Below are 13,256 nucleotides of genomic sequence, written 5' to 3'. Positions count from 1 at the left end.
TTACAGAATAACAAGGGTACTTTATTTTGTACTATGCTCGTCGAATTCTACCTCCTACACGTCTGAAGGTGTCACGTTTCGTTCCCATGATTTCTTCCCAATCCTGCCTTGTCAAAGGTTCATCCGCCTTTGTGGAGGGACTCAATACTTTTTTAAGCTGCTGTCTCGTGTCAGCAGATAAAACGTCTCTCATCTTCATCTTTCATTACTCCTTGCCGAATAAGCACCGCCTTACGCTATTCGCTTTTATTTATTTGTGGCCCGCCGATTTCCCCTAGGAGGTAAGCAAAGAAAATGGAGAGCCGGTTTAAAGACTTTCCTTGCAAGCGGGATCTCACCGCTTGCGTTCCCCCGTGACTATCGCGCGCAATACTGCATAGACTCGCTCCTCCTGTGAAGCTAACGACCTTCATAGTCATTCGATACATCCGAGTGCACACTTGATAAAGGAAAGGTGCGTCTCCTGGTTTGGCCATAAAAAAACGGCCACTAATCAGCTGTACAAATTCCCATGTACAAAAGATCAGCGTCCGTAGGTATCTCCTTTTGGGACTGTTATTCACGTTCGTTTTCTTGTCTCTATCGTATGACAATCTAAGCATTGAAAAACCCCCAATTTTCTCGGCATTTTGTCGGGCAGCTACCATTCCTAAATCAAATTCTTCCAACTTGAGTTAAACTATATAAAAAGGAATTTGAATCTAATGCGAAAATTCATTTTTCCTATTGTCTTTTCAAGTTTGTGTTTAGGTTTTATTCAGTACTTAATTGCTGGTGCTTATTCTGGAGTTTATTTGATTTCTATATTTGCTTGTTATTTTTTTGTACCTTATTTGATATTTGCACTTCCCTTACAATACTTTCTCAATAAGATTCCGAAGAGATATTCAATTGTTTATTTTATTTGCTCTTGTCTTTAGTAGCGAATTTTTTGATTTTTCATTCCCAGAGTATCCCGGAATACCCGCCATTAATTACAAGGCCGAAAGTATATTTTTATTGCTTTATAACAGCCATTGTGTATTGGTTTTGGGATTCAGTTTATACACAAAAGAAACGTTTTTAGCAGAGCAGGAGATATTGGTTGCTTTATATCCTTCTATGTTATTTCATGGCTTAAATAGAACACAAAAAGAGCAGACCTTTATTAGTCTGCCTTTTTTATCAATTAATCCCACCATTTAGTAGAGACACTTGTTAATGGATTTGTTAATTTCTCAAGTGTAATTCTGCTTTCTTATTATCCCCATCTACAAAACTACGAACATCAAACACAACTTCATATGTTCCTTTTTGGTTAGATAAACTAAAACGTGAAACCGTATCATCAAAAGGAACAGGATCTTCTTCTACAAGTTTATACTGCCATGAGATTCCAGGGCCAATGTATGGTTGAGAAATTTGAATCCCAAGATCTCCTCCACCAGAATAAAATGTTTTTGAACGCGTTTTAAACGTAGAGGATCCTAAGTAATCCCTCTCTCCTGCTCCTAAAACAGAGAATAGGCTTACATCATCAGAAATCTTTTTAATCTTCGGTTGTACTGTAGATTGATCGTTAATACCATCTTCTGGACCATCTTTTGCAACGACAGGATCTAATACATCAGTTCGTCCATCTTCCGAACCAATTTTATCACCTATCGGGTCGATTTCTTCAGCACTTACAGAATTAATACCAACACTAGACACAAAGAACCCAGCAACAATCGCACCTACAATGAATATTTTTTTCATTCCCTTTTCCCCAAAATAAATCATTTTATTTTTTCAATCGATTTAACAGGTACTTCCGGCGGATTGAGTATTAAGTCAATCCGTTGAACAGTGACAAAGACGACAGAAAAAATCAAGGAACAAAGAAAGGTTAGTAAAAGTATTTTCCACCAATTTAAGTTATTCATCATCTCTCCCTCTTTTCTTAATTGGTAATATTACCTATTTCCAATATTAAACACATTTAGGTAAAAAGTAAGGGGGGGAAAGGGAACATTTTGTTAAAATCCTTGAAGCATGTAAGTCAAAAAAATAAACACCACAATTATGGTTACGACAATAATTGCTTCTTTAAAATAATTTTTGTCATCTTCTTATTCTTGTTTCTTCTTTTTAATTTCATCTCTATACTTTTGTTGAACTTCTTTCTTCTTATCATTTGTTTTCATGATTAAACCCCTTTGAATCCAATTTTATTTAGATTCATCATTCCATCCCCCCTTTCAATTTATTGCAATTTTAACGCGCAACAATTAAGTACACCAGTGTAAAAAGCCTCGGCTATTATCCTACTAACGATCACTCGCAATTGTAGATCTTAATACAGAATTGACGTTTAAGGGCACAAAAAAACAGCCCTTAGATTATTCCAAGAGCTGTTGCAATAGCGTTGATAGCATGCTTCTTTAACATATAAAATTTATCCGATTTAAAGCCAAGTTCCATATAAAAGTAGCAGATATAAAAAGGCTTTACAGCAAATCTTGAACGCCGATTCTAAAAATCTCAATCGCTTTTCAAGTTCTTCATCTGTCAGCTTAGAAAGATCTGGTCCGTGTCCTGGAACCATCCTGAAATCTTCCGTAAGACGTTTTATATCGAATCATTAGAGATATCTTAGGGCGAGAAGCTGAGTGGAAAATAATAAAAGAAAACCCTGCAGAGAATGTAAAGCGGCCAAAACAAAATACAATGAATATGAAATTTATACTGAAGAAGAAATAAAGGAAATCTTTATGCTATTAGATGAACACGATCCATTGAGGAACAGAGTTATGATTAAATTTGCGTTTACAGGTGGATTTCGTAGAGGAGAACTATTAGCAATCGATGAAACAGATTTATTTTTTGATACTAATGAAGTCAGAATTGATGAGTCTTTACAATATACAAAGAAGAAAGGTTATCGGTTTAAAGATCCTAAAAGTAACTCTTTCCGTAAAGTTACGATGCCGCCTGATGTAATGCAAGAAGCAGCCATTTTGCTACGGGAGATCAAGAAGAATAAATTACTGTTGGGTGAACTGTGGAGAGGAACAGATAAGCTTTTGTTATTTGGTGGGGATATGGGGCAACCCCAGTATCCTACCTCACCTAATACTTGGTGGCAGAGATTCACTAAGAGGCACAATATCAAGCCAGGACGTCTTCATGATATGAGACACTCTCACGCAACAATGTTAATAAGTCAAATTGGGAAAGTACCTGGATTAAACATTAAAGCTATTTCTCAGAGGCTTGGCCATGCTAACGTCCAAACCACGTTAAATATTTACACTCACGCTAATCGTGAATCAGATATTTTAGTCGCTGATGCAATCAATAATATATTAAAAACGGGGACATTTTAGAGAAATTCTCTAATTTGCCACCCGTATGACACCCAACTATTTTAGACAAAAAAATAACAGTTCCATATTTCGCGGAAACTGCATAAGATCAACGTATTTTAGATAAGCTTCCAAGCGGGCTCGAACCGCTGACCTCTTCCTTACCATGGAAGTGCTCTACCTGCTGAGCTATGGAAGCAATGGCTCCGCAGGTAGGATTCGAACCTACGACCGATCGGTTAACAGCCGATAGCTCTACCACTGAGCTACTGCGGAATAATATAAAGCTTCATAAACAAACATGGTAGAATTAATAAATCTGCTTGGCGGCGTCCTACTCTCACAGGGGGAAACCCCCGACTACCATCGGCGCTGAAGAGCTTAACTTCCGTGTTCGGTATGGGAACGGGTGTGACCTCTTCGCTATCGCCACCAAACAAATTGAGAGTGTTCTCTCAAAACTAGATAACAGGTGTGACATCATTCAAAAATATGGTTAAGTCCTCGATCGATTAGTATCTGTCAGCTCCATGTGTCGCCACACTTCCACCTCAGACCTATCAACCTGATCATCTTTCAGGGATCTTACTTCCTTGCGGAATGGGAAATCTCATCTTGAGGGGGGCTTCATGCTTAGATGCTTTCAGCACTTATCCCGTCCGCACATAGCTACCCAGCGATGCCCTTGGCAGAACAACTGGTACACCAGCGGTGCGTCCATCCCGGTCCTCTCGTACTAAGGACAGCTCCTCTCAAATTTCCTGCGCCCGCGACGGATAGGGACCGAACTGTCTCACGACGTTCTGAACCCAGCTCGCGTACCGCTTTAATGGGCGAACAGCCCAACCCTTGGGACCGACTACAGCCCCAGGATGCGATGAGCCGACATCGAGGTGCCAAACCTCCCCGTCGATGTGGACTCTTGGGGGAGATAAGCCTGTTATCCCCGGGGTAGCTTTTATCCGTTGAGCGATGGCCCTTCCATGCGGAACCACCGGATCACTAAGCCCGACTTTCGTCCCTGCTCGACTTGTAGGTCTCGCAGTCAAGCTCCCTTGTGCCTTTACACTCTGCGAATGATTTCCAACCATTCTGAGGGAACCTTTGGGCGCCTCCGTTACCTTTTAGGAGGCGACCGCCCCAGTCAAACTGCCCACCTGACACTGTCTCCCCGCCCGATAAGGGCGGCGGGTTAGAAGGTCAATACAGCCAGGGTAGTATCCCACCGATGCCTCCACCGAAGCTGGCGCTCCGGTTTCCAAGGCTCCTACCTATCCTGTACAAGCTGTACCAACATTCAATATCAGGCTGCAGTAAAGCTCCACGGGGTCTTTCCGTCCTGTCGCGGGTAACCTGCATCTTCACAGGTACTATAATTTCACCGAGTCTCTCGTTGAGACAGTGCCCAGATCGTTGCGCCTTTCGTGCGGGTCGGAACTTACCCGACAAGGAATTTCGCTACCTTAGGACCGTTATAGTTACGGCCGCCGTTTACTGGGGCTTCAATTCGCACCTTCGCTTACGCTAAGCGCTCCTCTTAACCTTCCAGCACCGGGCAGGCGTCAGCCCCTATACTTCGCCTTACGGCTTCGCAGAGACCTGTGTTTTTGCTAAACAGTCGCCTGGGCCTATTCACTGCGGCTCTCTCGGGCTTGCACCCTAACAGAGCACCCCTTCTCCCGAAGTTACGGGGTCATTTTGCCGAGTTCCTTAACGAGAGTTCTCTCGATCACCTTAGGATTCTCTCCTCGCCTACCTGTGTCGGTTTGCGGTACGGGCACCTCTCACCTCGCTAGAGGCTTTTCTTGGCAGTGTGGAATCAGGAACTTCGCTACTATATTTCGCTCGCCATCACAGCTCAGCCTTATGGGAAACGGATTTGCCTATTTCCCAGCCTAACTGCTTGGACGCGGATATCCAATACCGCGCTTACCCTATCCTCCTGCGTCCCCCCATTGCTCAAATGGTGAGGAGGTGGTACAGGAATATCAACCTGTTGTCCATCGCCTACGCCTTTCGGCCTCGGCTTAGGTCCCGACTAACCCTGAGCGGACGAGCCTTCCTCAGGAAACCTTAGGCATTCGGTGGAGGGGATTCTCACCCCTCTTTCGCTACTCATACCGGCATTCTCACTTCTAAGCGCTCCACCAGTCCTTCCGGTCTGGCTTCACAGCCCTTAGAACGCTCTCCTACCACTGTTCGAAGAACAGTCCGCAGCTTCGGTGATACGTTTAGCCCCGGTACATTTTCGGCGCAGAGTCACTCGACCAGTGAGCTATTACGCACTCTTTAAATGGTGGCTGCTTCTAAGCCAACATCCTGGTTGTCTAAGCAACTCCACATCCTTTTCCACTTAACGTATACTTTGGGACCTTAGCTGGCGGTCTGGGCTGTTTCCCTTTCGACTACGGATCTTATCACTCGCAGTCTGACTCCCAAGGATAAGTCATTGGCATTCGGAGTTTGACTGAATTCGGTAACCCGGTAGGGGCCCCTAGTCCAATCAGTGCTCTACCTCCAAGACTCTTACCTTGAGGCTAGCCCTAAAGCTATTTCGGAGAGAACCAGCTATCTCCAGGTTCGATTGGCATTTCACCCCTACCCACACCTCATCCCCGCACTTTTCAACGTGCGTGGGTTCGGGCCTCCATTCAGTGTTACCTGAACTTCACCCTGGACATGGGTAGATCACCTGGTTTCGGGTCTACGACCACGTACTCATGCGCCCTATTCAGACTCGCTTTCGCTGCGGCTCCGCATCTTCTGCTTAACCTTGCACGGGATCGTAACTCGCCGGTTCATTCTACAAAAGGCACGCCATCACCCGTTAACGGGCTCTGACTACTTGTAGGCACACGGTTTCAGGATCTCTTTCACTCCCCTTCCGGGGTGCTTTTCACCTTTCCCTCACGGTACTGGTTCACTATCGGTCACTAGGGAGTATTTAGCCTTGGGAGATGGTCCTCCCGGATTCCGACGGAATTTCACGTGTTCCGCCGTACTCAGGATCCACTCAGGAGAGAACGAAGTTTTGACTACAGGGCTGTTACCTCCTATGGCGGGCCTTTCCAGACCTCTTCATCTACCTCGTTCCTTTGTAACTCCGTACAGAGTGTCCTACAACCCCAAGAGGCAAGCCTCTTGGTTTGGGCTAATCCCGTTTCGCTCGCCGCTACTCAGGGAATCGCATTTGCTTTCTCTTCCTCCGGGTACTTAGATGTTTCAGTTCCCCGGGTCTGCCTTCTCATATCCTATGAATTCAGATATGGATACCACTCCATTACGAGTGGTGGGTTTCCCCATTCGGAAATCTCCGGATCAAAGCTTGCTTACAGCTCCCCGAAGCATATCGGTGTTCGTCCCGTCCTTCATCGGCTCCTAGTGCCAAGGCATCCACCGTGCGCCCTTTCTAACTTAACCGTTAAAAAGAATCACTATGTGATATCTTGTATTACTAATTGAATGTGATGTCTACTGTTATCTAGTTTTCAAAGAACACGTTTCGAAGGAATGATCCTTCAAAACTAAACAAGACAGGGAACGTTCTGTTTATAAGACCCAAGGTCTTATATTCCGTATAATATCCTTAGAAAGGAGGTGATCCAGCCGCACCTTCCGATACGGCTACCTTGTTACGACTTCACCCCAATCATCTGTCCCACCTTCGGCGGCTGGCTCCTAAAAGGTTACCTCACCGACTTCGGGTGTTACAAACTCTCGTGGTGTGACGGGCGGTGTGTACAAGGCCCGGGAACGTATTCACCGCGGCATGCTGATCCGCGATTACTAGCGATTCCAGCTTCACGCAGTCGAGTTGCAGACTGCGATCCGAACTGAGAACAGATTTGTGGGATTGGCTTAACCTCGCGGTTTCGCTGCCCTTTGTTCTGTCCATTGTAGCACGTGTGTAGCCCAGGTCATAAGGGGCATGATGATTTGACGTCATCCCCACCTTCCTCCGGTTTGTCACCGGCAGTCACCTTAGAGTGCCCAACTGAATGCTGGCAACTAAGATCAAGGGTTGCGCTCGTTGCGGGACTTAACCCAACATCTCACGACACGAGCTGACGACAACCATGCACCACCTGTCACTCTGCCCCCGAAGGGGACGTCCTATCTCTAGGATTGTCAGAGGATGTCAAGACCTGGTAAGGTTCTTCGCGTTGCTTCGAATTAAACCACATGCTCCACCGCTTGTGCGGGCCCCCGTCAATTCCTTTGAGTTTCAGTCTTGCGACCGTACTCCCCAGGCGGAGTGCTTAATGCGTTAGCTGCAGCACTAAGGGGCGGAAACCCCCTAACACTTAGCACTCATCGTTTACGGCGTGGACTACCAGGGTATCTAATCCTGTTCGCTCCCCACGCTTTCGCTCCTCAGCGTCAGTTACAGACCAGAGAGTCGCCTTCGCCACTGGTGTTCCTCCACATCTCTACGCATTTCACCGCTACACGTGGAATTCCACTCTCCTCTTCTGCACTCAAGTTCCCCAGTTTCCAATGACCCTCCCCGGTTGAGCCGGGGGCTTTCACATCAGACTTAAGAAACCGCCTGCGAGCCCTTTACGCCCAATAATTCCGGACAACGCTTGCCACCTACGTATTACCGCGGCTGCTGGCACGTAGTTAGCCGTGGCTTTCTGGTTAGGTACCGTCAAGGTACCGCCCTATTCGAACGGTACTTGTTCTTCCCTAACAACAGAGCTTTACGATCCGAAAACCTTCATCACTCACGCGGCGTTGCTCCGTCAGACTTTCGTCCATTGCGGAAGATTCCCTACTGCTGCCTCCCGTAGGAGTCTGGGCCGTGTCTCAGTCCCAGTGTGGCCGATCACCCTCTCAGGTCGGCTACGCATCGTTGCCTTGGTGAGCCATTACCTCACCAACTAGCTAATGCGCCGCGGGTCCATCTGTAAGTGGTAGCCGAAGCCACCTTTTATGTTTGAACCATGCGGTTCAAACAACCATCCGGTATTAGCCCCGGTTTCCCGGAGTTATCCCAGTCTTACAGGCAGGTTACCCACGTGTTACTCACCCGTCCGCCGCTAACATCAGGGAGCAAGCTCCCATCTGTCCGCTCGACTTGCATGTATTAGGCACGCCGCCAGCGTTCGTCCTGAGCCAGGATCAAACTCTCCGATAAAGTAGTTTGACTGACTACGCACATCGCTGTGCGATTTATAAAAAATGAATTAACAGGTACGTTTTGTCTTGTTTAGTTTTCAAAGATCATTACTGCCGCTTAACGAAGCAGCTTTATTACTATAACATTTAGCTTCTTTTAAGTCAACAACTTTTTTCAAAGTATTTAATGAAGCTTTTAGTTGATGTCAGCTGTTTATCAGCGACGAATAATAATATATCACGGATATTATCAAAAGGTCAACACCCAATTTAGGCTGTATGTGAAGAGACATTTTATCGGTTATATTCAATTGTCCATGCTCATAAGATGTAAAACAAGAATGATGGACAAGATAAGGAGGCATCATCAGTGAATCACTTCTATGTGTGGCACATTAAACGGGTAAAACAATTAATTATTATACTTATCGCCGCATTTGCAGCTGCCAGCTTTTTTTATATCCAAAGAGCTGTCCCGCTTCCCGTGTTTTCAACTGACACCGGACCTAAAGCCATTTATAAAGGAGAAACAGACTCTAAAGATATTTCACTTACTTTCGATATCAGCTGGGGTGATGAGAGAGCAGAACCGATACTTAATACTCTGAAAGCAAACGGGATTAAAAACGCAACGTTTTTCCTGTCCGCTTCTTGGGCAGAACGCCATCCCGACACAGTGGCCCGTATCGTAAAGGACGGCCATCAAATCGGGAGCATGGGCTACGCTTATAAAAACTATGCCAATTTAGAGAGCAGCGAAATAAAAAAGGACATGAACCGTGCGCAAACAGCCTTTGAAAAGTTAGGGGTCAAAGACATACAGCTATTAAGACCCCCTACCGGCCAATTCAATAAGAATGTTCTAAAGGTCGCAAAGCAATACAATTATACAGTCGTTCATTACAGTGTGAACTCTCAAGACTGGACAAATCCCGGAGTTGAAAAAATCATCGACAATGTGACCAAGCAAGTTTCCGGTGGAGACATTATTCTTTTACATGCCTCCGATTCTGCAAAACAAACAGAAGAAGCATTGCCTGATATCATCCATCAGCTGAAAGAAAAAGGATTAAAAAATGTAACCGTGGGTGATCTCATCGCAAATTCTGATGCCAAATCCGCAGAGGTAAAGTAATTACTTTGCTGCAAACTTCGGCAGCATCAGCAATTGGAAGGCATTACATGCCATTAACGGAAAAAGCATTAAATAAAGCCAGTCCTCATCATTTACTCTTAATGCAGGGAACCATTCTAATGCGGTAATCACAACCATCAAAAATAACGATGACACAAATGTTTTCTTAGAGGACTGCTTTTGCTTTATATAAGCTGTAATCACTCCAAAGATCAATAAAAACACCGGTAACCACGCATAGCCAGCCAGCGATTCTCCGCTCTCTCCAAAAAATAAAAAACGCACGTACATTAAATCAAAAGCAACAAACAGGATGAAAAACAACTGCAGCAAATTCCACAAAGAGGAGGACCTTAATATCTCAAGCGCAAACCGATGAACTGTTAAAAACACGAAAAAACCCATTTGGCTGATCACACTGAAAATCATGCCTACACCGATAAACCAAAATAAAACAGAGAAAATCTGTCCCGCTTCAAATGTTAGAAACAGCCCTCTATATTCTCCCCACTTTAAAGCAAAACCCACAATACTCGTGATAAGCGCCCCGACAGCTAAAATAGAAAAGAAAAAACGAACTAAACCACGGCTTTTCATTTCTTTATTCATCCCCTCAAAAATCGCGAACAGCGATATTTTGTTATGTATAATTCCAAACAGATGAATCATATTAAAGGTAAGACAAGTATGTGAAAGGAGCTTAAGCATGTCAAAAGCCAAAACGCTATTGATGAGCTGTTTTTTGTTATTATCTGTAACAGCTTGCGCTCCAAAAGACCAAGCAGCGGATATGGACTATGATCAGACCAAAAAAATGGTTGTTGATATATTAAAAACTGATGATGGAAAGAAAGCTATTAAGGAATTATTAAATGATGATGCCATGAATGAAGCGCTGGTGATTGACCAAGATGCAATTAAAGGAACAATAGAAAAAACACTCACATCTAAAAAAGGTGAAGAATTTTGGAAAAACATCTTTGAAGACACTGATTTTGCTGAGGGCTTTGCCAAAACTCTTCAGACAGAGCATGAAAAAGTGATTAAAAAGCTGATGAAGGATCCAGATTACCAGAAGATGCTGATGAGCGTTATGCAGGATCCCGGCATGGATAAAAAGTACAGCCAGCTGGCAAAAAGCCAAGAATTCCGCAGTTATTTAGAAGAGGTTATTAACGAAACACTTTCTAGTCCGCTTTACAAAAAGCAGTTCGAAGATGAGCTGAAAAAAGCAGCAAAAGACACAGCAAAAGAAAGTGAATAAAGGGAAAGCCGGGATCTGGAATCCCGGTTCACCTTTTATACCTGCACTGACATTTTTGCATCTATTTTTTTTGCGATGTCCTGATATATTTCTCCGATTGGATGATTTTCGTCATAAACAGACGGAGCAAATTGGTCCTTATCCCAATCGGGCTGTTTCAATGGGATTCTGCCGAGCAAAGGCACGTTTAGTTCCTCAGCCAGTTTATCTCCTCCGCCTTTTCCAAACACATATTCTCTTTCCCCTGTCTTTGCACTTTCATAATAAGCCATGTTCTCTATGACACCCACGACCTCATGATCGGTTTTAATCGCCATAGAGCCCGCTCTGGCCGCGACAAAAGCAGCTGTCGGATGTGGCGTAGATACGATAATTTCTTTGCAGCTCGGAAGCATTGTATGTACATCGAGAGCAACGTCCCCTGTACCAGGCGGAAGATCAAGAACGATATAGTCTACTTCTCCCCACTCTACTTCATGGAAAAAATTATTCAGCATTTTGCCGAGCATCGGCCCTCTCCATACGACCGGGGCATTTTCTTCTACGAAAAAGCCCATTGACATGACCTTTACTCCAAAGCGTTCAACAGGAAGAAGTTTCTCTCCTTCAATTGTTGGACGCACAGTGATACCCATCATGTCCGGCACACTGAACCCATAAATATCCGCATCAATTAAACCAACCTTTTTCCCTAGACGAGCCAGAGAAATAGCTAGGTTTACTGACACAGTTGACTTGCCTACGCCGCCTTTTCCACTTGCTACAGCAAGAAAGACTGGCGGGTTATCCATATTTAATAATGTTTTTTTCTCAGCTGACGGCGCCCGGAATTTAGCAACCGTTTCTTCAGGCAGCTCTTCAAATCGAAGGCCGACTGTCTCAGCTCCTGCCCCTTTTAATACGTTTACGATCTCTTGCTGAATCTGCATTTGTTCTGCAGTTCCTGTTTTTGCAAGAGCGACTTTTACACTGATATGCCGTTTTTCAGGCTTTATTTTAATTTCCTTAACGGCATCCAATTCTCCCAGAGGTCTTTGAAGAAAAGGTTCGCGCATTTCTCCGACTAGTTTTCTTACTTCATCTTCTCTTATCATCGAACCTCACCCTTTTGTGTATTCGTTTACAATTATTATTATATCATACATAAATGGCGGGTGTCTTATGCTTAGAACCACAAGAAAACCCTCCATTACTCCGGAGGGTCTCCTTTTTCTGTGAAATATCGCAAAATGCCTTTATATATGGAAGATGCCACCTTGTCTTGATATTTCTGTTTACCGAGTAGCGTTGCTTCGTTTGGATTGGATAAAAATCCGACTTCTATAAGCGCCCCCGGTTTGGTGACGTTTTGCATTAAGTAGATACCATGAATCCGCTTTGCTTTCCGGGTTGTGTTTTCCAGATTTCTTCTCAGCTCATCCTGGATGTATTTTGCGACTTTCTCATTTTCCGCATATTTCCCGTAATAAAAGCTTTGGGCTCCGCTCCATTTTTGTGACGGAATCGCATTAAGATGAATGCTGATATAGAGCTCCGCCTCTGAATGGTTTATTAATTTGACTCGTTGTCTTAGATCCTCAGCTTTTCGTCGACTATAGCCTTTTGTTCCTTCTGGAGCGAGATCAGTATCACTTTCTCTGGTCATGATAACAAGCGCTCCTTGTTCTTGAAGATAATCCCTGACTCTAAAGGCCACTTCCAGGGTAACATCCTTCTCTAACAGCTTTCCGCCGACTGCTCCGCCGTCAGGCCCGCCATGACCTGGATCTAGATAAATGATTTTACCGCTCAAGGGCAGGCTCCACGGCTTCCAAGAGTCGTTATTGCTGAACTGATACTTGAACAGAAATAGTAATATGATGAAGCCTAGCAAAAAACTGAGCCATTTAAGCTTTTTCCTCATCCCTTCCCCTCCCGCTTGTCCGTTATTACATAACTATGGGACAGGGCCGGGAAATATGATTACCGCATGCGAAGCTTACACTGTTTTTCTCTTTGAACAAACCCTGCTGTCCACCAATCTTTAATGAACTTGCGTGCCGCTTCATAAACAGTGTTTTTATCAAATGTTGCGTATTGCTCGTGTATCCAATTATAGAGATAATCAAAAAACTCCATACGCAGCTCTTCTTCTTCTCTTGCAGAGCGGGCACTGATACTCTGCATGGATTCTCCGTAATAGCCGAATATCCCAAAACGCCCGCCTAACAAATAGGCTTCTATAGCAAAATCAATACAGCCTTCGGTAATAATATCTCGTTCATCATGTAAAAATGGAAATAATGGTTCCAAACAATCCTTAACAGACTGGATAATTTGTCTCAGAGAGAGTTCTTTGAGCAAGTTCTTTTCTAATTCAAAATCCTTTTGGCGTTTCACATCCATAAAAGACAGTACTTCTGCCATATAA

Annotated in this window: 9 protein-coding genes, 2 tRNA genes, 3 rRNA genes and 2 pseudogenes; 4 read left to right on the top strand and 12 right to left on the bottom strand. The window is 44.2% G+C overall.

The genetic code is table 11. The annotated features are described in order from the left end of the window. Nucleotides 1-31: 31 nt before the first annotated feature. Nucleotides 32-199: a hypothetical protein gene (locus tag MKY50_RS00990; protein WP_341116017.1), complete on the bottom strand. Its 168-nt coding sequence runs from the start codon at nt 197-199 to the stop codon at nt 32-34. Between the two features lie 505 nt (nt 200-704). On the opposite strand from MKY50_RS00990, the pseudogene MKY50_RS21690 reads away from it, so the two are divergent. After that, nucleotides 705-1,066 (top strand): annotated as a pseudogene (locus tag MKY50_RS21690) (UPF0715 family protein). Between the two features lie 143 nt (nt 1,067-1,209). On the opposite strand, the gene MKY50_RS00975 reads toward MKY50_RS21690, so the two are convergent. Next, nucleotides 1,210-1,737 carry a hypothetical protein gene (locus tag MKY50_RS00975; protein ID WP_029318121.1) on the bottom strand — a complete coding sequence of 176 codons (528 nt, stop codon included), beginning with the start codon at nt 1,735-1,737 and terminating at the stop codon, nt 1,210-1,212. 260 nt (nt 1,738-1,997) lie between these two features. Further along, nucleotides 1,998-2,165: pseudogene (locus MKY50_RS00970) on the bottom strand (hypothetical protein). Nucleotides 2,166-2,630: 465 nt separating this feature from the next. Between MKY50_RS00970 and MKY50_RS00965 the strand changes: the two are divergent. Further along, complete coding sequence (locus tag MKY50_RS00965; protein WP_341116015.1) at nt 2,631-3,347, top strand: site-specific integrase; 717 nt, start codon at nt 2,631-2,633, stop codon at nt 3,345-3,347. A gap of 105 nt (nt 3,348-3,452) precedes the next feature. Here the strand turns inward: MKY50_RS00965 and MKY50_RS00960 are convergent. From MKY50_RS00960 to MKY50_RS00940, 5 genes are all read right to left on the bottom strand, one after another. After that, nucleotides 3,453-3,525, bottom strand: a tRNA-Thr gene (locus MKY50_RS00960). A gap of 2 nt (nt 3,526-3,527) precedes the next feature. Then, nucleotides 3,528-3,602: transfer RNA gene (locus tag MKY50_RS00955), tRNA-Asn, on the bottom strand. A gap of 45 nt (nt 3,603-3,647) precedes the next feature. After that, nucleotides 3,648-3,763 (bottom strand): 5S ribosomal RNA (gene rrf, locus MKY50_RS00950). A 55-nt stretch (nt 3,764-3,818) separates the two neighbouring features. Beyond that, a 23S ribosomal RNA gene (locus tag MKY50_RS00945) occupies nt 3,819-6,746 on the bottom strand. 170 nt (nt 6,747-6,916) lie between these two features. Beyond that, nucleotides 6,917-8,466 (bottom strand): 16S ribosomal RNA (locus MKY50_RS00940). The 16S, 23S and 5S rRNA genes sit together here with 2 tRNA genes alongside, the layout of an rRNA operon. Nucleotides 8,467-8,817: 351 nt before the next feature. Here MKY50_RS00940 and pdaB point away from each other — a divergent pair. Further along, nucleotides 8,818-9,582, top strand: a complete 765-nt coding sequence (gene pdaB, locus MKY50_RS00935; RefSeq protein ID WP_003235130.1) for a polysaccharide deacetylase family sporulation protein PdaB — start codon at nt 8,818-8,820, stop codon at nt 9,580-9,582. Here pdaB and kbaA read toward each other — a convergent pair whose 3' ends face one another. Continuing rightward, nucleotides 9,583-10,179 (bottom strand): KinB-signaling pathway activation protein, encoded by a 597-nt coding sequence (gene kbaA / locus MKY50_RS00930; protein WP_004399693.1) that lies wholly within the window; start codon nt 10,177-10,179, stop codon nt 9,583-9,585. 109 nt (nt 10,180-10,288) lie between these two features. On the opposite strand from kbaA, the gene gerD reads away from it, so the two are divergent. Further along, on the top strand, nt 10,289-10,846 hold the full coding sequence (gene gerD / locus MKY50_RS00925; RefSeq protein ID WP_003235126.1) for a spore germination lipoprotein GerD: 558 nt from the start codon (nt 10,289-10,291) through the stop codon (nt 10,844-10,846). Between the two features lie 35 nt (nt 10,847-10,881). Here the strand turns inward: gerD and salA are convergent, their stop codons facing one another. The 3 genes from salA to MKY50_RS00910 all read right to left on the bottom strand — a co-directional run bounded on the left by salA (nt 10,882) and on the right by MKY50_RS00910 (nt 13,252). Further along, entirely contained in the window at nt 10,882-11,940 is a 1,059-nt protein-coding gene (gene salA / locus MKY50_RS00920; RefSeq protein ID WP_003235124.1) for an iron-sulfur carrier protein/transcriptional regulator SalA, read from the bottom strand. Nucleotides 11,941-12,035: 95 nt separating this feature from the next. Further along, nucleotides 12,036-12,749, bottom strand: a complete 714-nt coding sequence (cwlD, locus tag MKY50_RS00915; protein WP_341116013.1) for an N-acetylmuramoyl-L-alanine amidase CwlD — start codon at nt 12,747-12,749, stop codon at nt 12,036-12,038. Nucleotides 12,750-12,808: 59 nt separating this feature from the next. Then, nucleotides 12,809-13,252, bottom strand: a complete 444-nt coding sequence (locus MKY50_RS00910; protein ID WP_003235118.1) for a YbaK family protein — start codon at nt 13,250-13,252, stop codon at nt 12,809-12,811. Nucleotides 13,253-13,256 lie beyond the last annotated feature (4 nt).

The sequence above is a fragment of the Bacillus sp. FSL R7-0685 genome (assembly GCF_038002425.1).
GTDB classification, from domain to species: Bacteria; Bacillota; Bacilli; order Bacillales; family Bacillaceae; genus Bacillus; species Bacillus subtilis.
Note: the sequence above shows the minus strand (reverse complement) of the source record. Positions and strands in the feature narration are given on the sequence as shown.

What these genes read in the sequence shown, in the direction of transcription:
- MKY50_RS00990 (WP_341116017.1), bottom strand. Translation starts at nt 199, where the DNA reads ATGAAGATGAGAGACGTTTTATCTGCTGACACGAGACAGCAGCTTAAA.
- MKY50_RS00975 (WP_029318121.1), bottom strand. Translation starts at nt 1,737, where the DNA reads ATGAAAAAAATATTCATTGTAGGTGCGATTGTTGCTGGGTTCTTTGTG.
- kbaA (WP_004399693.1), bottom strand. Translation starts at nt 10,179, where the DNA reads ATGAAAAGCCGTGGTTTAGTTCGTTTTTTCTTTTCTATTTTAGCTGTC.
- gerD (WP_003235126.1), top strand. Translation starts at nt 10,289, where the DNA reads ATGTCAAAAGCCAAAACGCTATTGATGAGCTGTTTTTTGTTATTATCT.
- salA (WP_003235124.1), bottom strand. Translation starts at nt 11,940, where the DNA reads ATGATAAGAGAAGATGAAGTAAGAAAACTAGTCGGAGAAATGCGCGAA.
- cwlD (WP_341116013.1), bottom strand. Translation starts at nt 12,749, where the DNA reads ATGAGGAAAAAGCTTAAATGGCTCAGTTTTTTGCTAGGCTTCATCATA.
- MKY50_RS00910 (WP_003235118.1), bottom strand. Translation starts at nt 13,252, where the DNA reads ATGGCAGAAGTACTGTCTTTTATGGATGTGAAACGCCAAAAGGATTTT.